Annotated in this window: 25 protein-coding genes; all 25 read right to left on the reverse strand. The window is 28.5% G+C overall.

What is annotated here, in order from left to right; genetic code table 11:
• Positions 1-24 precede the first annotated feature (24 nt).
• The 25 genes from EQF90_RS06270 to EQF90_RS06390 all read right to left on the reverse strand — a co-directional run bounded on the left by EQF90_RS06270 (position 25) and on the right by EQF90_RS06390 (position 22,520).
• Positions 25-705, reverse strand: coding sequence for an ABC transporter ATP-binding protein (locus EQF90_RS06270; RefSeq protein WP_245151219.1), 681 nt, complete (start codon positions 703-705; stop codon positions 25-27).
• The gene (locus tag EQF90_RS06275) at positions 702-1,787 is read right to left on the reverse strand and encodes an FtsX-like permease family protein (RefSeq protein ID WP_134712045.1); all 1,086 of its coding nucleotides are present in this window, start codon (positions 1,785-1,787) and stop codon (positions 702-704) included. The genes EQF90_RS06270 and EQF90_RS06275 overlap by 4 nt, the downstream gene beginning before the upstream one ends.
• The gene (locus EQF90_RS06280; RefSeq protein WP_134712046.1) at positions 1,784-3,034 is read right to left on the reverse strand and encodes an ABC transporter permease; all 1,251 of its coding nucleotides are present in this window, start codon (positions 3,032-3,034) and stop codon (positions 1,784-1,786) included. Before EQF90_RS06280 ends, EQF90_RS06275 begins: the two co-directional genes overlap by 4 nt.
• Before the next feature lie 67 nt (positions 3,035-3,101).
• Complete coding sequence (locus tag EQF90_RS06285; RefSeq protein WP_134712047.1) at positions 3,102-3,497, reverse strand: hypothetical protein; 396 nt, start codon at positions 3,495-3,497, stop codon at positions 3,102-3,104.
• 441 nt (positions 3,498-3,938) lie between these two features.
• Positions 3,939-4,643 (reverse strand): purine-nucleoside phosphorylase, encoded by a 705-nt coding sequence (deoD, locus tag EQF90_RS06290; RefSeq protein WP_134712048.1) that lies wholly within the window; start codon positions 4,641-4,643, stop codon positions 3,939-3,941.
• A 97-nt stretch (positions 4,644-4,740) separates the two neighbouring features.
• Positions 4,741-6,024, reverse strand: coding sequence for a M18 family aminopeptidase (locus EQF90_RS06295; RefSeq protein ID WP_134712049.1), 1,284 nt, complete (start codon positions 6,022-6,024; stop codon positions 4,741-4,743).
• 56 nt (positions 6,025-6,080) lie between these two features.
• On the reverse strand, positions 6,081-7,790 hold the full coding sequence (locus tag EQF90_RS06300; protein WP_134744878.1) for a hypothetical protein: 1,710 nt from the start codon (positions 7,788-7,790) through the stop codon (positions 6,081-6,083).
• A gap of 70 nt (positions 7,791-7,860) precedes the next feature.
• Entirely contained in the window at positions 7,861-8,040 is a 180-nt protein-coding gene (locus tag EQF90_RS06305) for a hypothetical protein (RefSeq protein ID WP_134711464.1), read from the reverse strand.
• A gap of 43 nt (positions 8,041-8,083) precedes the next feature.
• Positions 8,084-8,263, reverse strand: a complete 180-nt coding sequence (locus EQF90_RS06310; protein ID WP_134711465.1) for a hypothetical protein — start codon at positions 8,261-8,263, stop codon at positions 8,084-8,086.
• Between the two features lie 226 nt (positions 8,264-8,489).
• Positions 8,490-8,921, reverse strand: a complete 432-nt coding sequence (locus EQF90_RS06315; protein WP_134711466.1) for a hypothetical protein — start codon at positions 8,919-8,921, stop codon at positions 8,490-8,492.
• Positions 8,922-9,533: 612 nt separating this feature from the next.
• Positions 9,534-10,499: a GH25 family lysozyme gene (locus EQF90_RS06320; protein WP_134711467.1), complete on the reverse strand. Its 966-nt coding sequence runs from the start codon at positions 10,497-10,499 to the stop codon at positions 9,534-9,536.
• A gap of 131 nt (positions 10,500-10,630) precedes the next feature.
• Entirely contained in the window at positions 10,631-11,008 is a 378-nt protein-coding gene (locus tag EQF90_RS06325) for a phage holin family protein (protein ID WP_134711468.1), read from the reverse strand.
• A 14-nt stretch (positions 11,009-11,022) separates the two neighbouring features.
• Positions 11,023-11,601 (reverse strand): hypothetical protein, encoded by a 579-nt coding sequence (locus tag EQF90_RS06330; RefSeq protein WP_134711469.1) that lies wholly within the window; start codon positions 11,599-11,601, stop codon positions 11,023-11,025.
• A complete protein-coding gene (locus tag EQF90_RS06335; RefSeq protein ID WP_134711470.1) occupies positions 11,579-14,902 on the reverse strand; it encodes a phage tail spike protein in 3,324 nt (1,107 codons plus the stop codon). The genes EQF90_RS06330 and EQF90_RS06335 overlap by 23 nt, the downstream gene beginning before the upstream one ends.
• Positions 14,899-15,576, reverse strand: coding sequence for a hypothetical protein (locus EQF90_RS06340; RefSeq protein WP_134711471.1), 678 nt, complete (start codon positions 15,574-15,576; stop codon positions 14,899-14,901). The genes EQF90_RS06335 and EQF90_RS06340 overlap by 4 nt, the downstream gene beginning before the upstream one ends.
• On the reverse strand, positions 15,573-18,446 hold the full coding sequence (locus EQF90_RS06345) for a phage tail tape measure protein (RefSeq protein WP_134711472.1): 2,874 nt from the start codon (positions 18,444-18,446) through the stop codon (positions 15,573-15,575). Before EQF90_RS06345 ends, EQF90_RS06340 begins: the two co-directional genes overlap by 4 nt.
• Positions 18,443-18,745 (reverse strand): hypothetical protein, encoded by a 303-nt coding sequence (locus EQF90_RS06350; protein ID WP_134711473.1) that lies wholly within the window; start codon positions 18,743-18,745, stop codon positions 18,443-18,445. Before EQF90_RS06350 ends, EQF90_RS06345 begins: the two co-directional genes overlap by 4 nt.
• 8 nt (positions 18,746-18,753) lie before the next feature.
• Positions 18,754-19,050, reverse strand: a complete 297-nt coding sequence (locus EQF90_RS06355) for a hypothetical protein (protein WP_134711474.1) — start codon at positions 19,048-19,050, stop codon at positions 18,754-18,756.
• A gap of 18 nt (positions 19,051-19,068) precedes the next feature.
• A complete protein-coding gene (locus tag EQF90_RS06360) occupies positions 19,069-19,647 on the reverse strand; it encodes a hypothetical protein (protein WP_134711475.1) in 579 nt (192 codons plus the stop codon).
• 2 nt (positions 19,648-19,649) lie between these two features.
• Complete coding sequence (locus EQF90_RS06365; protein ID WP_134711476.1) at positions 19,650-20,006, reverse strand: hypothetical protein; 357 nt, start codon at positions 20,004-20,006, stop codon at positions 19,650-19,652.
• Complete coding sequence (locus EQF90_RS06370) at positions 20,006-20,506, reverse strand: HK97 gp10 family phage protein (RefSeq protein WP_134711477.1); 501 nt, start codon at positions 20,504-20,506, stop codon at positions 20,006-20,008. Before EQF90_RS06370 ends, EQF90_RS06365 begins: the two co-directional genes overlap by 1 nt.
• Positions 20,500-20,811 (reverse strand): head-tail adaptor protein, encoded by a 312-nt coding sequence (locus EQF90_RS06375; RefSeq protein ID WP_134711478.1) that lies wholly within the window; start codon positions 20,809-20,811, stop codon positions 20,500-20,502. The genes EQF90_RS06370 and EQF90_RS06375 overlap by 7 nt, the downstream gene beginning before the upstream one ends.
• The gene (locus EQF90_RS06380; RefSeq protein WP_134711479.1) at positions 20,808-21,110 is read right to left on the reverse strand and encodes a head-tail connector protein; all 303 of its coding nucleotides are present in this window, start codon (positions 21,108-21,110) and stop codon (positions 20,808-20,810) included. Before EQF90_RS06380 ends, EQF90_RS06375 begins: the two co-directional genes overlap by 4 nt.
• A gap of 14 nt (positions 21,111-21,124) precedes the next feature.
• Positions 21,125-22,015, reverse strand: coding sequence for a hypothetical protein (locus EQF90_RS06385; protein ID WP_134711480.1), 891 nt, complete (start codon positions 22,013-22,015; stop codon positions 21,125-21,127).
• Between the two features lie 13 nt (positions 22,016-22,028).
• Positions 22,029-22,520 carry a phage scaffolding protein gene (locus tag EQF90_RS06390; protein WP_134711481.1) on the reverse strand — a complete coding sequence of 164 codons (492 nt, stop codon included), beginning with the start codon at positions 22,518-22,520 and terminating at the stop codon, positions 22,029-22,031.
• Positions 22,521-22,647 lie beyond the last annotated feature (127 nt).

Genomic DNA, 22,647 nt, shown 5'->3' on the forward strand with positions numbered 1-22,647 from the left:
TATCTAAGCAAGTTTTTTATTATATTATTCTTTCAAAAATATCTTTCCATCTATAATTTCATATATCTTATCAGTTTTTTTAGCTACATTAATATCATGTGTTACCACAATTATTGAAATATTTTCAGAAATTAAACTCCTAAACAATTTCATAATTTCTTCTGATGTTGCTTCATCCAAAGCTCCCGTAGGCTCATCTGCTAAAATTAATTTTGGAGAACTCACTAAAGCCCTGGCAATACTTACTCTTTGTTTTTGTCCACCACTTAATTTCGATACTTTTTTATTATAATAATCTTTACCAAATCCGACTTTTTTTAATGCTGAATGAGCCATTTTATTAATTTCTTTTAATGAAATTTTGTTATTAAAATATAATGGAGTTTTTACATTTTCAATAACCGTATCTTCTTCAATTAACATATAATCTTGAAAAACATAACTTATCTTTTTTCCTCTAATATCTTCAATTTCTTTTAATTTTAATTTAGATACATCCCTTCCATTAAATAGATAACTCCCACTTTGAAAAGTTTCTAAACAGCCGATTATGTTTAATAATGTAGATTTTCCTACTCCACTAGTTCCCATTATAGATACATATTCATTTAATCCAAGTTCAAAATCTAAATCTTTTAAAACATGTAATTCGTTTTCCTTACCTTTGTTATAATACTTATTTATTTTTTTTATCTCAATCATCATACATTCTCCTTATAAATTTCTATAACTGATTTATTAAAGTATTTTCTAATTGCAAAATATGTAAATATAACTAAAAGAATTAAAAACAACACAAATATAAATATTATAAATTCTATCTTTAATGAATATCTATATAAATTAAAAATGTTTTTTAATATTATACTATCAATACATACAAATATTAAGCATGCTGCAATAAATGATAAAATATAAATTATAACAACTTCTGATAAAAGCATTTTATAAAACTGTCTCTTTTTAATACCTAAAAAATTATATATAAAATATCTTCTCTTTCTATTGTTTAAAATATTCCAATAAACAAATAATATATTAAATATTGATAAAAATAACAATATAGTGATTATAGGATACATTCTGGGAATACTTTCCATCATACCACCTGATGTATCAATATCTATAAAAACATTTTCGCCCATCAAATTATTTATTTCATTATAAATTTTAATTCTTTCTTCTTTTGATATATCATCTTTCAACTTTATTTCTGCTTCTACTGCTTTCATATTTAATTTTTTTGCAGTATTTAATGAAATAACAAACGCATTATTTCCTCCTGTATAATCTGTCATTCCAATTACTTTAAGATCCGTTCCATTAATATCAATATGATCCCCTATTTTCACTTCATTATTTAATGAATATGTAAGAGGAATAGATATTTCTAAATCATCCGATTTAAAATCCGGAATTTTCCCGGAATATATTTGAAATTTATTATTCATCTTAAACATTGTATAAAAAAATCTGTTAATACGAAATTCTCCCCTTTTATTCATTTCAATATTAAAGTTTTGAGGAAATTTATATTTTATATCAAATATATGTATATCTTTGTATTTATTTAATATTTCTACTGCATCCTTATATACAGATTTATATGAATCAGTAAATTGATATGTAGCTGTAATATTTTTATCTGTTAATGACCTTCTATTTTCTATCCTTACTTGATTTGATGATAGAATTTGAAAACAAAAAACTGTAGATAAAACTAATACAGTTATATATAAGTACATTTGTCTAATGTTTCTAAATATTTCTTTTAATATAAATCTCATATTTTACCTCTATTTTTTAATTGCTTTTTTATTTCTAATACCGGTAAAAGCGAAATAGCCGTACTTAATAAAATTGCAACGATAATTACAATAAAAAACGTTACTGTATTAAAACTTATAATAGATGAATTACCTATAGCATCAAATCCTCTTAAAATTGAAAAACCAGTCCAATAATATGCACCTACAATCTTATAAAAAATAATATAAAGTAATATGCTCATACTTAAAATTATAAAATAATTATAAAAAGTTATTAAATACAAATCTTTTTTGGAAGCACCATTGAAAATATAAATCTTAAATCTATTTTTTAATAAATCCTTATTAATATATGCCATTCCAACTATTGTAAGTATTAATATTCCGACAAAAGATATCATTATATCCAAATATCTTTGCATCATATTTAAAAACAACTTATATTGTTCTGATATTAAATCTTTTGTAAATTGATAGTATCCCAAATTATTTTCTTTTATATATTTTTCAAATTCATTAATTTTTTCTTTTTCTAAATTATCCTTAAAATATATTATATTATTTTCAATATATGATTCCCCTATAGTCTCAAATATTTTATACAAATTTTCATCATATTCAAGTATAAATATAGGTGCACCATTTGCCGTTCTAGAAAATAGTTCTGAAACAGGAAATGATTTATTTGTTATCATTTGCAATGAAGGTAGTTTTATATCTTTATCATAATATCCTTTAATTTTAATTTTAATATCTTTTTTATCATCTAAATAAATGATATCTCCGATTTTATATTCATTTGAATATTTGTTTTGAACTAAAGCCGGCACCAAACCTTCAAATTTTTTCAAATTTATCTTATTATCAAAATGTCTACTTAAAATATTTAATGTAGTTTTATCATACATCATTACATTTTTTTTAGTGTTTGAAAAATAAAAATTTATTTTTTCTCTAGTAAAATCCTTAAAATCATCTGTATGAGTTTCTATATATTCTTTTATTAAACTATAATTTCTTTTTATATCTTCAATATTTGATTTAGAATTATTTTCTTCCCTCTCGTTGTAAATCGGTTTATTCATATAAAATAATCCATTATTTAAAGAACTATTTTTAAGATAATTATATTCTGATATAGCCTCACTCATTTCGTTGATATTTTTAACAGAAAAAAATAGCATAATAAATATTTGACATATGATAACAAAATTTATAAATTTATTTTTTTTCAAAAGCTTTATACTAATCATTAAATTTTTCATAAAATTATCCTTATTTTTTTATTTAATTTTTCATAACAATAAAGAAGAGAATATATTTAATTATTTATTATTTAATAACATTTAAATCTTGTGTTATATCTCCTTCATTATATGCATAAGAATCTGCATCCAAATAATCATATCCGGAAGTATAATTTACATATGCAGCATCGTCATCATTAGTAGTCATCTTTTTTCTCTTAAAAGTACTTAATCCAGAATCACTATAATATATGGAAACATAATTTGTTTTACTTCCTTTACAATACGAATATATCCTTGCATCGTCAAAAGGAACTAATGTCCCATAGTCATAAAAAGCTTCTTGCTTAACACCATTTTTATTATATACTAAATGCTTTTTAGAATTTCTATGTACATAAACCGATTCTGCTTCAACACTATAATTAGTTAATAAAATTATTAAAGCTAAAATAGCAAATAAAATATTTTTTTTCTTCATTATTTTTTGCTCCTTTTTATATGTATATTTATATTCTCTTCTTTTTAAAAAAATTATACAAAAAAAAGAAATCGTTGTCAAAAAAATATTAAATAATAAGCGAATTTCATAAATATAATGGTTTTACAACAAATAATGTTAATGGATAAATTCAACTTCACTACTTGTGCCAATGGGTATTTGACAAAAAACCTAAAAAACTTGCTTAAATTTTCAAATTTTAGTTTGATTATCTAAGCAAGTTTTTGTTTTATACATAACAAAAGTCTTAAATAAATACTCTATCTTTATAAATACTTCTGTAATTTTTTTAAAGCAGACAACATCTTACCTTTTCTTAATTTCATCCGTAATTTTTCAGGATTTTATTCGAAAAAAGCAGATGAAATACGCTTTTTTACAATTTTTGTCCGTAATTACTTTTATCAAAACATATAATTTTTATGCTATCTCCAATGCCATTTCCATCATTTCTGTATAAGCTCTTTCTCTAACTTCCGCTGAATCTTCCCCTTCGCTATTGTCAGATACTGTACAAATACATAATGCTTGTTTCCCATTTTCCAATGCCGACATGTATAGTCCTGCTGCTTCCATTTCAATGCCTAATGTTTGATATTTAATCAAGTTTTCAATCACTCCATTTTCCCATTTTCTGTAAAATTCATCACTTGATAAAACTGTTCCAAAATATGCATTTAAGTTGTTATTTTTTGCATATTCATGAGCTTTTAACACTAAGTCAAATGTTGCTGTTGGTGAAAATTGAATTTCTCCAAATTTTCCTCTAACAACTGATGCCGGTGTATTTGCTGCAGTAGCTACAATAATATCTCTAACTTTAAGATTTGGTTGTAATCCTCCTGCTGTACCTACCCTTATTATTGTCTTCACATCATAAAATACAAATAACTCGTGATAATAAATCATTGCTGATGGAATTCCCATTCCTGAACCCATTACAGAAACTCTTTTTCCTTTATATGTCCCTGTAAATCCTAACATTCCTCTAACATCGTTAAATTGTTCTACATTTTCTAAAAATGTATCTGCTATAAATTTGGCTCTCTTTGGATCTCCTGGCATTAAAACTGTATCTGCGATTTGATCCTTGCTTGTCGCTCCTATATGTGGTGTTGGTATCATTTCTCCTCCTATTTTTTATAATTTTTAATAGATTAGATAAATTATCTTCATCTTATATTTTACCATCTAATATTATTATACGATATTTTCATAATAATTATTTTGATTCATAAAACGCCTTCATTAACTTAATCATCAATAATTGATCTTTTGTTCCTGCCATTTCATTTATAGAATGCATTGCTAACATTGGATTTCCGATATCAATATTTCTAATTCCTGTATTTGTTTCAATAATTGATCCAATCGTCGAACCACCTCTTAAATCAGATCTATTGTGAAAGATTTGCAGTTTAATATCGTTGTCCTTTGCTATATCAAGTAATACAGCTTTACCAAATGCATCTGTAGCATATGATTTTCTTGCTGAATCTTTAATAACCGGTCCCTCATTTAATTTTGGTTTATTTGTCGGGTCAGCCTTTGATATATAATTTGGATGAATTGCATGTGCCTGATCTGCAGAAATCATATATGATTTATAAATTTGATTTATAAAATCTTGTTCATCATTTCCTTGAGATAAAGATATTTTTTTCAAAACATCCTTAAACATAGCACTTGCTGCACCTTGTTGAGTTGATGAACCGATTTCTTCATTGTCAAATCCTACAAATATTTGAGTGCTGTCTGTAGCCTGAGCATTAATAATTGAAACTAAGCCGGCGTGAATCATCCCCAAATTATCAATTTTTCCTGATTGGAAAAATTCTCCATTAACTCCCAATATTTTAGCTTTTTCCCTACTACACAAGAATAAATCATGGCTTAAAATTTCATCCTTAGTAATATCTAATTCTTTTGCTATTAATTCATCTAAATCAAATTCTTCACCTAATCCAACTATTGGAAGTGCTTGTGTCTGTGCATTTGGAACTTTTCCTCTTTCTTCGACAGATGTCATATGTATCGCTAGTGAAGGTATCGTTACTAAATCTTTATCTATATTTAACAACCTAACTTCAGGAGTATATGAAGTCTTGCCTTTAACAAAAACTCTACCGGCAATCGAAAGAGGTCTATCAAACCAACTTTGCAAAATAGGTCCTCCGTATACTTCTGTATTTAATTGTAAATATCCGGATTGTTTAATAATCGGATTTGACTTAATCTTAAACCCTGGAGAATCAGTATGGGCTCCGACAATTTTAAAACCTGATTTTTCATTATTTCCCACAACAAATCCTATTACAGTTGAGTTATTTACTACTAAGTAATATTTTCCTTGTTTTTTTAGTTTCCATCTTTCGGTTAATTCTAATTTTTCAAATCCGTTTTTTTTTAACATTTCAACAGAATTTAATGTTGAATGATACATAGAAACTGACTTATCTAAAAATTTTAGTAAATCATCCATTATCTCTTTATCATTTAATTTCATATTTCCTCCTAAAAAATATAGGTGACAGAAAATCACCTATCACCTAATATTATATCCTATTTTGGGTTAATCCACATACCTAAATTATTTTTTTCTCTAGAAATGTTTACCATGCCTGAATTTGTTTTATAAATGAAATATTCTCCAGGTTGCAAGGTATTTACTTTATTAATTTTTAATAAAGCATCTTCAGCCCTAACATATCCATCTGTTTCTTTATCTAAAACAAACTTTTCATCTTTTTTAAATTTTGAATCCACAGTTGTTTTTTCTTCATCTAAAATATTTTCTTTAGGTTCAGTTATTTTTATATTTGAAACATCTATTTCAATATTTTTTTCTGATTTTTCCTTAAAATCTGATTTGTTTTCAATATTGTCAGTCTTATCCGATTTTTTATTTTTTTCTGATTTATTTGTACTGAAAATATTATCTTTTAGTGATACTTCATCCTTGAAATCATTAATTTGCGAATTACTATTTGTTGCAATTTCTTGTTTTACTTCTGATGAAATTTTCTTTTGACTCTCATGTGTTTCTTTAGCTTTATCAGATTTATCATGTTCTAAAATAACTTTCACACCATCTTTAGGCTTAGTAACCTTAACAACTTCTTCTTTTTTTTCAGATAAAAGTTTTTCCTTTGTCTTTTCTAAAATATTATCATAATCAAAACCTAAATCTTTAATTTCTTCTTTAGATACACCATTTTTAATATATTTATCGACAACATCTTCAACCTTATTATTTGAAGATTTTACAGATTCATGTATGAAATTAGAAACTTTTACTTTATTTATATTTTCATTTGGATTAATCCACAGCCCAGAATTTTTATAGTTTTTTGATAGATTAATCATACCATTAGAAGATTCTAAAACATAGTATCTTCCTTTTGGAAGAGTTTTTACAGAATTACCTTGTTTTTTAGCTTCATTCAAAGAATCATACCCTTTGGTGTCTTCTCTTAAAGTATAATCTCCTACTGGATTTTTTTTCGTTTCATATTTAATTTTTTCAGATTTTACAGTAGTTTTAGAATGTTTTTTTTCTATTTTTATATTTTCGGGATTTATCCATGCTCCCGGCTCACCTTTTGTCATAGTGATATTTACCATACCATTATAACTTCGATAAACGTGATATACACCAGGTTCAACAATAGTAACTCCATTTATAGAGTTTTTAGCATCGTCCGAGCTCATATATCCGTCTAATGATGATTCTATTTTTACCAAATCAATAGATTCACTTAAATTATCTATATTTATATTATCTTTTGGATTTATCCATGTTCCAGGTTGATCTTTATCTAAAGTTAAATTAATCATACCTTTTGATTTATTAAAAATATAATACTCTCCTGATAAAACACTATTTACAGAATTTTTTTCTAAAAGTGCATCATCTGAATTAATATATCCTGAAACATCTTCTAATAATACATACCTATCCCCAATATTTGATTTATCATAAAGGTTATTAATATTTAGTTCTATATTATCTTTTGGATTTATCCATAACCCTTCTACATTTTCCTCTTTAGAAATATTCAACATTCCATAAGTTTTCTTGAAAATATAATATTTACCTTTCGGATAAGTTTTTACACTATTTATTCTATTTTTAGCATTTAATGCTTCACTATAAACCTGAACACTATTATTTAGCTTATATTCTTCAGCAAATACTGTTGCTTGAGAAAATAATACTGCTGCTGACAGTGTAACTAAACTCCCCTTTTTTATATAATCTCTTGTATCCATTCTAAACTCCTATAAATTAAACAATTATACTTATTTATAGTATATAATAATATTTTTAAATATGCAAAATTTATTTAAACTTTAATAGTCTTAAACCATTTAATATTACAAGAATCGTTGAACTTTCATGGAAAATTACTCCTGTCGGTAAATCTAAAATTCCAAATAAATTTAATCCAATAAGTATGATTATTACAGAAATTGAAAAAATCATATTTTGTTTAATAATCTTACTTAATTTTTTACTCAATTTAAAACTGTGATATAGTTCCATCTACATTAAGTTTTTTATCTTAAACAGAACCTAAGAAGGTATTTTTAATAGCATAATATCCCCAAAAAATCATAGCAATGTAAAAGAAATATTTAGATATATCAACCTTCATAAATTCTAATATAAAGCCTATTACTGTAAATAAAATTCCCAGCAATAAAAATCTCCCTTGTTTTTCCTTAAATAAATAATTCAACATATTTTCGTCTCCCTTAAAAAATATTTTTACAGTTATATAAAAAAATCGCACTGTAGAACGATCGTGCCGTCCCACAGTGCGTTTAATTACACTCTGTTGTCATTACTTCAATGACCGGGCTAATATACAAATATTAGCTTGCTCAAATTTATTTATTTAAATCTATTATACAACAAAAATATAAAAAATCAAATTTTATCAAATTAATTATTAATTTCAATCAATATTATTGTGCTTTCTTATCATCATGGTCGTGATGATCGTCACCTTTATATTCTTTAACTTTTATATTTGGAAACATAGATGTAAGATCTTCATGAGTTATAAATTCGCTTCCATCTTTTGTTTTAATATGATAATGATCTCCATGTTTTTCAATTGACTTAATATCTTCTTCTTTTAATTCTGTTGGCATATCCTTATGATCATGTTTCTTGTCATCTTTGTGATCATGTTTATGATCATCTTTTTTGTCATCTTTATGATCATGTTTCTTGTCATCTTTGTGATCATGTTTATGATCATCTTTTTTGTCATCTTTATGATCATGTTTTTCAGTCACTGTTTCTTTAATTGTTTCTTTTGGCTTATTAGCTTGACATCCTGCAAAAACAACTGATATAGCTAAAACTAAACTTAATAATTTTAATTTTTTCATACTAACTCCTTTTTAAAATGATAATGATTCTCATTACTACTATAGTATATATCAAACAAAATTATTTGTCAAATTTTATATACAACTAAAAAACGTTGGAATATAAGCGTTCCAACGTTTTGTAATTTGTATGATATTATCTCTTTGAGAATACACTTATATGCATTTCTGCAGTTTTCAAGTGTTTTTGTAGGCTACTTGTAGGCTAACTTTTATCTAATCTAACTCTTTTTTTCTTTGTTCTATTAAATTTTCTAATTCTTGAATCTCTTCCAAAGTTGCATTTAATATATATTTTCTGCTCCTGATCTATTTCTAATATGATTCATTTTATCCTTATTTTTTTATTCCATTTAGTTGATGCTTTTAGTTGAGATTCTGATGTTTTATTTTCCATTTTCCCTCCTATCTAAATATTAAATATAATATTAAGAAAAATATTCCCCATCCAAAAATTCCAATTACTTTTTCTTTAGTAGTTGTTTTTCTAATTTTGGTTTTTATTTTCACTGCTAACTCCTAATACTTTTATATTATTATGTTATCAGATAATATTTTATTTTTAAAACAAAAAAAGAGCCTATATCAATTAAGATACAAGCCCTATTTTTATTAAAATCTTATCTCTTCAATTTGTCCGTCTTTATTAACTTTCAACAATGCTTCTTCTAACATTTTTCCATTGTCATCAAATTTATACCATTTTTTATTAATTTCTCTAAATTCATTTGATATCATATTGCCATTTTTCGAGTCTAAATAATACCACTTATCTTTATACTTAACCCAACCGGTTTTCATGTAACCTTTTTCATTAAAATAGTACCATTTATTATTTATTTTTTCCCAAGCATTTTTTGTATACGTTCCGTCAGCGTGTCTATACCACCAACCTTTCGCATCTTTTATCCATTCTGATTTTTGTATTTTTTTTGAGTTATATTGCCTATTTTTAAATCTATTTGGATAATCTCTATAATCAATATTTAGATCGATTTTCCCATTATATCCTTTTACTCTTCCTTCTGATGTGTATTGCCACATTCCCGCATCACCATAGCCATTATATCCTCTATAATCTGCTACCCATACAGCATGATCTAACTGTGACATATCCATGTTATTATTAAACCATGATGTAGATGCGTATATACCTGCAGAATATCCATTTTTTTCAATCTCTTCACAAAATGCTTTAGCTACATTTGTAAGTTCGCTTACTGATAAATGTTGATGTCCAATTCCATTATCACTTCCTGAATTTTCGCTATCAAAATATATTGGATATTTTATATCCAAATTATATTTTTTTATAATATCTAAACAAAATCTAGCTTCTTTCTTTGCGATTGATTCTGACATTGCTGTTGAGAAGTAATACAATCCTAAATTTGTTTTATTTCTTAAATTCCTAATATGTGTAGATAATAAAGAATCTTCATTACATTCTGTACCAGTTCCCCAACCAGTGAATCCAGCTCTTAAGATTACACCGTCTATATTTTTTGCGAATACATCATAATCAAAATTATCTTCGCTATTCCATACAGATATATCTGCTACTTTTCTTTCTGCCATATTTCACTCCTTTTTATATAAATAAGGAACTAGAAATTTTACTTCCAGTTCCTATATATTTTTTAATATTTAATTAAAAATTAGGCATATATTTATATGCTTAATCAAAAAAACTATGCTTAAAATCCATTTTATTGCTTATTATTTTCTATCTCTTTTATAAAATTATTAAACAGTGTAATATTTATTCCCATTTTTTGTAAATTTTCTAAAATTGATTTTAATTCCATTAGTAAATATCCTAGGTATAATACATATACTAAAGTTGCTCCAACCGCATTAGGAATAATTACCGAAAGCGGAATAAAGAAAATCATTACAATAATACTTATGAGCTTTCTTAAAATTCCATTAATTCCTTTTTTGCTTTCAAATTTTATATCTGGATTAATTTTTGCTGCAATTGTTCCCGAAACAAAATCAATTATCATAGCTATCGCTATTAATGTTAATATAAAAATTACTTTATTGTCTTCTGTAGCTATTAAGTGTCTTAAATATTCAAACATGTGTACCTCCTATTTTATTTTTTTACTTTTGGGATTAATATCCATCTACTATCTCTACCTGGTTCTGCATTATCTGTAGTTACTGACGCTTTGTATAAATTATTTATCCACTTAACATAAGTACCGGCCTTAAAAGATTCGTCTCTATTCCAAAATGTTGCATAATCATAGTTTTTTGTATATTCTTCATTTTCATTTTCTTTTGTTACTTTAGATACTTTTTCCCAAGTTTCGGAATTTATGTTCGGGATATCATCATAATCAACAACCTTTTCTTTTAATTTGAATCTATAAAATTCATTATTATATTCAACTAAATCATCTTTTACATATTTCACTCCTGTATTGAATCTAGGAACTAAACCTTTTAATTTATCAATGTTATCCGTTGATTTTTTTATTTCTTCTTTAAGAAAATTAGAAATTATTTCTTCTTTTTTTTCATCTACACTTTTTAATGCTTCAACTTTTTCTATTATTTTTTCAATTTCTTTTTTTAATATTGATCCAGTTACAATTTTTCCATTATCTTTTTCAGCAGAAAAATAATATTTATCTTCAACCATATCTTTAGTTATTGTTATGTTTCTCATTTTTAATCTCCTCTATCATTTTTTTTATTTCAGAAATTTCTTCTTTTAATTTTTTGTTTTCTTCATCTAATTCCTTAACTCCTTTAAGTGCAAGGCTTGCTAACCTTAGCGTATCTAGCTTAAGTATATCCCCATCTTCATATACAAAACTTTCATCTACTTCTTCAACTTCTTGAGCTATAAGTCCAATAATTGTATGTTTTGCATAGAATTTTCCCTTTTTCCAATCGTATTCTCTAAATCTTAATTTAGATATTATATCAATAGCATTATGTGGAGTGTCAATGATATTCTCTTTTAATTTTCTATCAGACGACTGATTTTTCACAACTTTCCATAGAGAGTAAGTAGTATTATTGTATTCATAATATATATCGTTATTATCTCCACCAAATCCCAATGCTACATTTTTAGACTCCCAAAATCCAATGCTTGCATAATCCTCACCTCCATGCTTACCTCTGTTAAATTTAATATATCCTATCCCCTTAATATCAGCATAACCTCTGATTGACATTAAAAAATCGTTAGAATCTTGCGGAAGTGAACCACTTGAAAAATCGTCATCTTTATATATATAGAGACCTTGTGGAATGAACATGCCTGATTTTTGTTCAATTTTACGTCCCACAATTTGAAGACCAATTCCTCCTTTAGATGCGAGTGATCTTGGAACATTGATTTGAAGCCCATTAGTAGTAGCTTGAATTTTTCCATATTCTCCAACTTCAATTATAGAACCCGATTTTATTCTTCCTTGTATTTCTGCTTCTCTTGCTGTTAATTTACCGTTTTTTCTCACCACAAAATTATAAATATTTTCATTAGCAATTCTTTTATACCCAGCCCAAAATACAGCTTGATGTTCTGAATTTGCCGCAGTTCCTATTCCTACAGATTCATCTCTTGGCATAATATAATTTTTAGAAATGTACCAATTCCCAAGCCTTCCCTCGTCTGCTTTTAAAAATCCTTTTATAATAAATTCTTTTGCAATAGCTTCTATTTGTGTTGATGATAATTTAAATGACGTAAATTTAGAATCGATTCTCGTGTTATTCCTATCATATATGTCTCGACTTACTTTTAACTCTATTGAGTTTTGCAGTTGTTTAAGTTCAGAAGAGTATTGTTGTCTGAATTGTGTATAGTCAGCATCTTTCCCATCTTCACCTTTAATTTTTGTCCATTTATATCTATCAGGATAAAAACTATCATATTCGTTGAAGTCTGTATATTGGCCAATGTATGATTTACCCGCACTGTCAGATATGCTGAACCCTCTTCTTCCATCTTCGCTGTTAGCGTATGCTATATGAAGATAAGGGGTCTTGCCATTTTTCCCCGGAGCCCCTTGAATCCCCTTAGTTCCATCCGCCCCTTTGATTAAACTCCATTTATATTTATATGGGTTTTCGCTATCTTTTTTCATGTCGTCTACATACATCCCGATATATGATTTGCCTCTACTATCAGATATGCTGAAGTCTTGTCTTCCATCTTCGCTGTTAGCGTATGCTATATGTGTATATGAAGAAGTTCCATCCGCCCCTTTGATTCCATCTTTACCATTTTCACCTTGTAATCCTTGAAGCCCCCTAGGTCCTCGTTCTCCTCTTAGTCTACTCCAAATATATTTTTGGTAATCTTTAGATTGTTCAGAATTGTTATCTACTAATATTCCTATATACTCCCTTTCACCTGGTTTAAGACTAAAATCAAGAGAACCATCTGCATTCCTTGCATATGCAATATGAACATAAGTGCTTACTCCATCTTTTCCGTTTATTCCTGGATCACCTTTTAAAATCGCTTTATTTGCTGTTACATATTCTGTGACTTGACCTTTTACCGAACTTATTATACTTTTATTTGATGACAAATCAAGACTTTGCCCAATGTCTGAAGCCAGTTTGTTTGCGGTGATTGAATGTGCTCCTATAAATTCTGTGTTGAATTGACCATCAATAGTCCAGCTGAATTTATAAGGTCCGTTTATTCCTGTTGAAGAATGTCCTATTCCGTTTTTATTTATTTGCCATACATTCTTTGCAGCGGTTTCGCTATCGATGTCCATGATTAATATCTTATCTGGATAATACTTCACAAAACCACCAAAACCATTATTTATTAAATTAGTTGAAGTTTCTATCGCTTTTTCTAAAAGAGATTTTTGAATATTATTCTTTAATTCTTCTACAGAACTTAAAGCCTTATCCGCATTACTAAAAGCCTTTAGCATTGTATTTTCACTATTACCTAGAGTTAAATTTATATAACTATCTGATAAAGGATCGTATTGATAACTTTCAATTTTTATTTTTACATCAACATCTAATTTTGGATGGTAAACTGTTACGGTATCGCCAATGTACACTTCTTCTAATTGCTTATATTGCTCATATTCAACAGTTTGACTTAAATCTACAAATTCTACATCACATGTTATTTTTGGCTTATCAACTCCTTTTTCAAATTCTTTTTTAGCTTTAATTCTTAGTTTTTCCAAAGCTTGGTTATGGTCTATAGCATTTTCATTATCTTTGCTTTTTTCGTTTGAGATTACATCACTATACTCTATTTTAGCGATTTTAGGCATGTGATAATTATCGATAATTGGAGATTTTACATATTTTTCAGGGAGCAATAACCCATCATATCCTTGTGGCATTATTTGAGTAATTACGTTAAATTCATCACTCTTAAAGTGTAATCCGACAAGATTTTTTCTGTATTTAATTTTAACCCCTCTATCTTTACCAATAGACGGTTTCCAATTTATTTGAAAATTATCCCTTTCAAATTCTCCACCACCTCTAGATAATAAAGAATTTTCATCATTTCCCATTATTGCAGATAATAGGTTTTTTCTAACTAATCTAGTACTTATAAATTCTTGAACAGTTGATGTTGACTTAAAATTATGTGGTATTATAGCCTTTTCTAACACTTGACTTAATGCAGCCTCTCCACCTTTATTTTGAACAAATGTATCTTCGATGAAGTTATAAGCTAAGTCATACGAAATATGAAAAGCATGGACAAATATTCCTAAAAAATCATCATTTTTTGTTATAGAATTAATTCTAAAAGCTTGATATCCTTTTTTTGTCTTCGCTCTAACTATATTACCTTCTTTAATCTTTTTTATTAACCTACCATTTAAGGGATAGTAAAAAGATAAGTCAAACACTCCATTTATTTGTTCGGTAATAACTGTATCTGATATATCTTTTAAGACACCCAATCCTCTGTGTAAGAAGTTTTTTTCGTTAGATTTATATAAATATACCTTACTCATATAGTCCTCCAGTTTGGTGTGATTTCAAAACTTGTAGCCCCTTCTATTCTCACAGTTGTACTTGTATTTCCAGGCAAGAAAAAAGTATCTCCGCTAGATTTTTCATCATAGCTTTGATACTCTCTAAAAATCATATCTTTATCACAATCAATTTCTACATAATCTTTTACATCTTTTATTTCTAAAACCTGTCTGCCGTTAAGATAAATTTTAACATTACCTTTAGCTATAACCTTAATGTAAGGATACGCATTAGTATTGTATTTATTTTTTAATGTGATTTCATCTTTAGCTGTTTGTTTCTCTTTACCCTTTATCAAATACTTAAATGGTTCTAATTTTAATGTAACATTAAACTCTAAAAGTTGCCCTCTATCAAGAATTTGTTTAGTATCGATATTGATTACTCTATACTTCCAAAAAAACTCATCTGAATCATCAAAAGTTAATTCGCCTTGAAACCCAAAATAATCAATTAAATCACTTCTATCACATTCTGCATGACCATTAAGTGCAATCTCAATATTTCTATAAGTTCCTTTGTCTATAATTAAACACCCATCTCTACCACTTACTTGCTTTTCTTGAATATCTCTAGTAGGAGATGGAATATTAGGAAAAGAAGCAAATGTTATTTTATATTTTTCTATATCTTTATTTAATATTTTAATCATGCATATTGTCCCCTTCCTATTTTTTGTCTTTTCATTTCTTCCCCTATTCTTTTTAATAAACTTCTAACATCTTCTTTAGTGTTATTAGCAAAATTTTCAATATTAATATTAATGTTTCCATTACCTTTTGAAGAATATTCTTTATTTTCTTTAGCTGTTAAAACTCTTTCCCCTCTGTGTAAGTGGGCTTTATATCCATCATAAGGTACATAATCTAACCCAGAAGCATGGTATCCATATCTTGCTCTATCACTAGCAGTTAAACCGTAATGGATAGCATTGTATCTGGTTTGGTCGTCCATTTGTCGTATAGACCTGTGAATTTCTGTTGTAACACTTTCAATATGATACTTAGCATACTTGTCAGTAAGAGGAGTTGCATTTAATCTCTCGATTTGTTTTTCCACGCTATTTAATGAAGAATTAACATTTCTTTTAGCTTTTTGCCAAAAGTTCATTTGTTTTCCAGTCTCAAAGTCTACAGTCTTAGTTAATTCCCCATGATCTTTTATAAGAGTTTCAATCCCTTCTTTTCTCAAAAGTTCACTTGCTTTAATAGTCTTAGCTGCGTTATCTTCTGCGTTTTGCACCATTTTATCATAAGTTCTTTTTTGACTTTCGGAAAGTTTCCCATGTGCCAATTCAATATCAGTTTTCCACTTTGTTGCAAACTCGATTTGTTTATTATATTGTTCTTCCGCAGATTGAATTGATTTATCTCTCATATCATTCATTTTTATAATAGTATCTTCAACCATTTTTTGAGTGACTTGTCCTCTTGTGCTACTCAAATTATTTAATAATACTTCCTGTTCGTTTTTAGATTTTGTAACGCTTCTTATTTGTTCTTTCGCCATTTCTTGATAAAGTTTTTCAACTTCTTTTTTTTCTTCGGTGGAATTAGACACCCCTTTTTTCTTTATTTGCTCATATAATTCGACCAACCTATCTCGCATTTTTTCAATTTTTTTCTTGCGTTCTTCCGCCATTTTTTCAACATCTTGTAAAACTTGAGTTTTTTCATTAGCGGTAAAAGTTGTAGATTGACTAAATATTTCTTGGAAACCTTTAATTGTTTCCGTCTTTTGAGTGTTTATAGCTGTTACAGTTTGATTGGACATTTCTTTTACGTCAGATGTTATTTTACCTAAATTTTCTTTATTCATAGGAACAATACCTGTAAACATTTCCATTGTAGTTTTTTGAGCTCCATCAGATAGTTTATAGTATGATTCCATTTGTTTTTTTGTAGATTCTGAAATTTTAACAGCGGTGTAGTCTGCAACTTCAACCATTTCTCCGTTGATTTCTTGAATTTTTGTACCTGTTTTTATCATGCCGTCTGCTAATTTATCTACAGCTGGAGTTGCTTTTTCTTGTAATGAATCATAAATTAAATATCCAGCTCCAGCTATTGCTGCTGCTCCTGCTACCCATGGTGCTGCTGCAAGTGCTGCTGATCCTAATCCACCAGCTAAAGTTCCTGCTCCTGCTCCTGCTCCTACTAACGCTCCACTCGCTCCGCTTGCTGCAGTCCCTATAGTTCCTAACAATGGAGTTGCTGCTTTCGCTCCCACTCCTAAAAGCTTCATACCCGTTCCAACTTTACTTATTCCAGATAGAAGTCCACCGAAAGTTTTAATAATTGGTCCTGCTGCAATAGCTAGCCCCCCAAATTTTAATATCATTGATTGCGTGCTATCATCTAAACTTGTGAACCAATCAACAGCTTTTTCAACTTTTGTAACGATTTTATCAAATACTGGTAATAACTTTTCTCCCAACTCAATAGCTTTATTTTTAATTCTATTAAGCATGTCTGCCATTTTAGCAGCTCTTGTGGAGTTCATTTTTTTAAATGCGTCATTTGTTGCTCCTGCACTTTTATCCATAGACTTTAATATCTCATTAAACTCTTTGCCCTCTCCACTAGCTAAAACCATTGCAGCTGAACCCGCTTCAACAGAACCAAATAAATCTTTTAATGTTTTTCCATTGTCTTTAGCATATTTATCTAACATCTTAAATATCTCAGTTGTTGATTTACCTTCTTTTTTTAGGTCTGCAAAACCCTTTTTCGTTAATTTTCTTAAAGCCTTATCTGTCTCACTTCCTGATTTAGTTAATTCAGACAACATACTTCTTAAATATGTACCTGATTCAGCAGTTGCAATACCGTTTTTAGTTAATACCGCATAAGATGTTGATAATTCTTCAATCTCAAAGTTAGCAGCACTCGCTGTAGGTATTACTTTACCCATTGATGAAGCTAATTCATTAACGGTTGTTTTTCCCAAATTTTGAGTATTGATAAGCAAATCAGACACCCTATTTGCATCTTCCGCTTTCAATTTATAACCGTTTATAGCAGTTGTTAAGATGTCTACAGCACTTGCACCATCTGTAAAACCACCTTTTGCAAGTTTCATAGCATCGGATGTAAACTTTATAGCTTTCCCAGATTCTACACCCGCAGAAATCGAATTGTAAACAGCTTCCGAAAATTCTTCAACCGGCACTTTTGCTTCTGTAGACCCTTTCAATAAATCTTTTTTGTAAGCATTAAAATCAGTTTTACTAGAATCTAAAAGAGTTGATACTTTAGCAAAACTTTTTTCAAAATCTATAGCTAACTTGCCTACCCCAATCCCAACACCTACAAGGGGTACAGATACATATTTTGTTAAATTACCACCTACTTTTGATAAATTTTTCCCAGCATCTCCCACTTTGTCAAAGTGACCTTTGATAGTTTTAGCTCCTTTATCAATTTTAGTTGCAGCAGTTTTCATTCCTTCATCAATTTTGCTAGTATTTACAATAATATCCGTACTTATTGCTGGTAATTGCATTGTTCCAACATTTGTCATACTTGTTTAACCCCCTTTTCTCTAACTTTAGTTAAATCAGCTTTAGTTTGTCCTAATCTCCATAAATCTTTTAAAACTTCCCTGCCGTCTTCCGTTTTATTCATGCTATCTAGCCATGAATCTCTTTTTATTAATAGAAATACTGGCAATGGCAAATTAAGCAAATCAAAAAGAGAACATCCCGCATAATCAGACATTCTCTTTAATTCACTTGAAGATTGTAAGAAGTTTTCTTCCCATTCTTCATTCTTAAAATATTTTTGTTTAATTGCTTTTCTAACTATTGTATTTTGAGGCAAGGGGATTGTTAGTTTGGGTCTACAGTATAATCAATGGAACGGGTTAAAAACAATGTCCATAAAGCTATTACAGCTGGTCTTGTCATGTTTTGTACAGACTTAACATCAAAATTAACTCCATCAACATTATTATTTAAAATTTCGGCTATAATTTCTATTTGACCTTTAGAATCATTATTTTGTTCAATTTCTAGCATTCTTTCAAATTGCTTTACGGTAATATCTTTAACTTTAACTATTGTATCATTAATCTTGATTTCAACAGTTCTGTTCATCAACTCATTTAAATCAATACGTGTAATCATTCATTCCCCTCACATTCTCTACATTTCAAAGTTTTTTTCTTTCTTCTTTACTTCTTTATCAGTTACTTCTTCTTCTATTTCAGCTAAAAAGTTTTTAACTTTTTCAATTGCGTGAATTTCCGCGTCAATAACTAACTCTTTATCAGCAAATTCCATACTGAATCCGTTTCCGGCTTGTCCAATCATTGTAAATCTTAATTTTTTACCATCTTCTTTTTCGTGTACAAATCTTAATAATACAACATCTAGTGCTTTTTTCGTCCCCCCGAATGTCAATTTTTTTATATTTTTCGATTTATCTTCTGTAAATTTTGCAGTTGATAATTTTTCTAAATTTTTTAAATCCCAACTTAATACTCCTGTTTTTACAGAAATATCTTCTCCTTTTATAAAAGTTTTAACAACTTTTCCATATTGATTTTTTACATCATATTTTTCAGGTTTATACTCAACAGTGAACCCCCCCTGACAGTGACCAACATGATTGTCAGCAACTTCAATTGTCGTATGTTTTGGAATTTCATCCCCTGTATAATTCGTAATATAAACTTCACCCGCTCCGAATATTATTTCATCCATATTTTTTTTATATTCCATCTTCATTCTCCTTTTTTGTAATATTTCACATTAAAGAATTGTGTACTTTCAAAATATTCTTCATCTCTTAATATTCCACCACCTGTTGGTTTTATTCTTAAGATATAATTATCAACTATTTTTCCAGATTCATTTTCTTTACTGCATATATGTTTTTTTATCTTCTCTCTTAAAATCTCTATATTGTCATAGTCTTCATCATATATCCTAACTTCCAATGTAGCGTTGTTAACCACTTCATATTCATTATCTTGTATGCTATAACTACATATAGGTATTTGTTCGCTTATTCCTATTACAGGGCTAAAGTCAAGCCCTGTGGCTTCATCTAATAGCTTTTTAATTGCATGACTTAACATTATTTAATCCCCAATATTTTTTTAATACTTACCATATTCTTACTTTTTGCATTTTCTAAAAATGGTTTTGGCTTTTGTCCGTTAGTGTAGTAAGCTTCTAATCCTTTTTTTCTAAGTATAGCCATTACTTTTTTAGCTTCTGCTAATGAATAAGTTCTATTGCTTTTTTTAGATTTTTTTCCACTTGAACCTTTTACAAATATCCAATATCCACTTCTTCCTTTACCATCTTTAGCGTATTTTCCCGTTCCTTGATGAACGTATGGAGCATATTCTAAAGTATTTCCAATAGTTCCTACTATAGAATTTCCGTCAACTTTTACATTTGCTGTCATATTTACTCTTAATAGCCCCTGATCTGATGGAGTTTCTTCTATAGCTTTAGCTTTTACAAGCTGTGTTGCCATATTAACCCTTTCAATCATTAGTTTTTTTAATTCACTAGACGCATTAGGTAAAGAATTTTTAAATGCCGTAGTATCAATTTTAATATTTACCATAATTTTACTTCCTTTAGGCTAATTACTGCCAATCTATGATTATTATCAATACTTAAGACTTCATATTTGTTATCGCCTTGAATAACCCTATATTTTCTAGCAATCAATCCCTTATAATGTGTTAAAGCTTGATGCGTTGTTTCGACATTTCTGTAATTATCCACGGATGTAAATTGATTAGCTTGATATATCGAAGCAAGTATAGTTTTTATTTTATTCCACTCTTGTTTTTTCGCTCCAGATTTAGAAGTTTGTTCTGTTAATTCATAAATATCAACTTCTTTCATTCTTGAATTTACACTCATGGTAATCTCCTAAAAGACCTTAATTTCTTTTTTATTCTTTCAGGTATATCATCGTAATATCCTGTAGATACTCCTGAAAAACTTTCTGATTTAATACCTTCCACTCCTAGAGTATTAAATCTAAAAGCCATCAGGTCTTTTATAATTGACCCAATGGCTAATTCTTTTAATTCATTTTCTGTTAAGTGAGTGAAATGGCAGATGTCTTCTACCGAGTCTTGATAAAGACTTTCAACATCTGCTAATTCCATTCCTGGTCTTTTTCTCATCTCACTAATTATTTTATCTTTATCAATCATTTTAAATCCTTAAATTACATTTCAAAGTTTTTTTCTTTCTTCTTTACTTCTTTATTTAGTTCTTTTGTAGCGTGTACATAAATACCATCAACTTTATTTTCATAAACTTGACATACTCCAACTAATCTATAACCAAATTTCCATGCATCCGCATTTTGATTAGCCTCAGGGGTTACGATTTTTGGTGCGACGTGTTTAGGATATTGTATTATTGCTGATGGATGTACAATCATGAAATTTAGTGGGTTAGAATTTTTATTTTCAATACCACCATCTTTCTTCAAAGTAATTCCTGCATCAAATCTTGACACTGGCACTTCAACCACTTTAGCAAATTTATCTATTACCGCTCTCGATTTATTTGTATCTAAATCATCAATCAAGCCTTTTAATGTTGGGGTAATGAATAAGATTCTACCTTCTGCTGGTACTTCTTTTTCATCCATTGCTGTTGTTGCAGCTCTTAAAGCTTTAATTACATTTGCACCATCTGAAAGATTTCCATGTGTGTTTCCTATGTTTTCTGTTTTAGCATATTTAGAAAATCTCCATGCATCTATTTCTGGAGTTACTTTTGTCCTTATAAATTCATTTGCAAGTTGTCCAAAAGCTAAATCAGCAGAATCTTTATTTTCTACATTGTCTACTGTAAACATTCTACCTCTGTCATAATCTGCTTTGATAGTTTCCCACTCTAAAGTCACATCGCCATCTGTATAGCCTTTAGCCTTATCATAATCAGCCATATCATCTACTTTGATTTTAGCGACTAATAATTCTCCCGCATTTGCTCCTTCTTTTGCTAGCTCTGGATTACCATCAAGAATTGATGTTAATGATCCTAATTTATAAATTTTATCTAGTGTTGGTATATATTTTTTTGCGTTTTCTATTTTGTTTGGCATATTTTTTCTCCTTTTATTCTATATTTGCCCCTACTTCAAATAGGTTTTTTACCGAAGCCCCTTGTCCCTCTGGATTATTAGGCTCCTTACCTGTAACTTCCGATGTAAATAAATCTTTGTAGGTTTCTTTGAATGAGTTTAATTGTTCGTCAATACCCTCAATATTTCCATCTTTAGTTATCTTAATTTTCCCTTTATCGAACTTCCCGATTAATAAGTCTGAATGTTTAGCTTTCGCATTAGTTAAAGCCTTTTCGATTGCACCGCTTATCTTCATATCACGAATTTGATTTTCATATGTATTCTTTAAGTTTTCGTTATCTTCTTGTAATTTCTTGATGTCGACACCTTCAAACGATTTTAAAGAATCTTCCAAACTCTTTTTATCTTCTTCCAACTTACTAACCTTATCCTTTAAGCTATTAACATCATTACCATATTCAGCCATGATCGCTTCAATAGCTTCTTGTTCTAATCCTAGCCCTTTCAAAAAAGTTCTATTCATACTCTTTCCTACCTTTCTTCTCTACGCTTTTTACGATGTCGCATATCGTGAGTGCTTGTCTTTGTTACAGTCGCAAGCTAACTGAATTTTAAACATTAAAAATAGACAGTTTTATGTCTTATCTAGG

The sequence above is a fragment of the Helcococcus ovis genome (assembly GCF_004524775.2).
Classification (GTDB): Bacteria; Bacillota; Clostridia; order Tissierellales; family Peptoniphilaceae; genus Helcococcus; species Helcococcus ovis.

Bases quoted from the DNA above. Each gene is read 5' to 3' on its own strand.
- EQF90_RS06270 (WP_245151219.1), bottom strand. From the start codon at position 705: ATGATGATTGAGATAAAAAAAATAAATAAGTATTATAACAAAGGTAAG.
- EQF90_RS06275 (WP_134712045.1), bottom strand. From the start codon at position 1,787: ATGAGATTTATATTAAAAGAAATATTTAGAAACATTAGACAAATGTAC.
- EQF90_RS06280 (WP_134712046.1), bottom strand. From the start codon at position 3,034: ATGAAAAATTTAATGATTAGTATAAAGCTTTTGAAAAAAAATAAATTT.
- EQF90_RS06285 (WP_134712047.1), bottom strand. From the start codon at position 3,497: ATGAAGAAAAAAAATATTTTATTTGCTATTTTAGCTTTAATAATTTTA.
- deoD (WP_134712048.1), bottom strand. From the start codon at position 4,643: ATGATACCAACACCACATATAGGAGCGACAAGCAAGGATCAAATCGCA.
- EQF90_RS06295 (WP_134712049.1), bottom strand. From the start codon at position 6,024: ATGAAATTAAATGATAAAGAGATAATGGATGATTTACTAAAATTTTTA.
- EQF90_RS06300 (WP_134744878.1), bottom strand. From the start codon at position 7,790: ATGGATACAAGAGATTATATAAAAAAGGGGAGTTTAGTTACACTGTCA.
- EQF90_RS06310 (WP_134711465.1), bottom strand. From the start codon at position 8,263: ATGTTGAATTATTTATTTAAGGAAAAACAAGGGAGATTTTTATTGCTG.
- EQF90_RS06315 (WP_134711466.1), bottom strand. From the start codon at position 8,921: ATGAAAAAATTAAAATTATTAAGTTTAGTTTTAGCTATATCAGTTGTT.
- EQF90_RS06320 (WP_134711467.1), bottom strand. From the start codon at position 10,499: ATGGCAGAAAGAAAAGTAGCAGATATATCTGTATGGAATAGCGAAGAT.
- EQF90_RS06325 (WP_134711468.1), bottom strand. From the start codon at position 11,008: ATGTTTGAATATTTAAGACACTTAATAGCTACAGAAGACAATAAAGTA.
- EQF90_RS06330 (WP_134711469.1), bottom strand. From the start codon at position 11,601: ATGAGAAACATAACAATAACTAAAGATATGGTTGAAGATAAATATTAT.
- EQF90_RS06335 (WP_134711470.1), bottom strand. From the start codon at position 14,902: ATGAGTAAGGTATATTTATATAAATCTAACGAAAAAAACTTCTTACAC.
- EQF90_RS06340 (WP_134711471.1), bottom strand. From the start codon at position 15,576: ATGATTAAAATATTAAATAAAGATATAGAAAAATATAAAATAACATTT.
- EQF90_RS06345 (WP_134711472.1), bottom strand. From the start codon at position 18,446: ATGACAAATGTTGGAACAATGCAATTACCAGCAATAAGTACGGATATT.
- EQF90_RS06355 (WP_134711474.1), bottom strand. From the start codon at position 19,050: ATGATTACACGTATTGATTTAAATGAGTTGATGAACAGAACTGTTGAA.
- EQF90_RS06360 (WP_134711475.1), bottom strand. From the start codon at position 19,647: ATGGAATATAAAAAAAATATGGATGAAATAATATTCGGAGCGGGTGAA.
- EQF90_RS06365 (WP_134711476.1), bottom strand. From the start codon at position 20,006: ATGTTAAGTCATGCAATTAAAAAGCTATTAGATGAAGCCACAGGGCTT.
- EQF90_RS06370 (WP_134711477.1), bottom strand. From the start codon at position 20,506: ATGGTAAATATTAAAATTGATACTACGGCATTTAAAAATTCTTTACCT.
- EQF90_RS06375 (WP_134711478.1), bottom strand. From the start codon at position 20,811: ATGAGTGTAAATTCAAGAATGAAAGAAGTTGATATTTATGAATTAACA.
- EQF90_RS06380 (WP_134711479.1), bottom strand. From the start codon at position 21,110: ATGATTGATAAAGATAAAATAATTAGTGAGATGAGAAAAAGACCAGGA.
- EQF90_RS06385 (WP_134711480.1), bottom strand. From the start codon at position 22,015: ATGCCAAACAAAATAGAAAACGCAAAAAAATATATACCAACACTAGAT.
- EQF90_RS06390 (WP_134711481.1), bottom strand. From the start codon at position 22,520: ATGAATAGAACTTTTTTGAAAGGGCTAGGATTAGAACAAGAAGCTATT.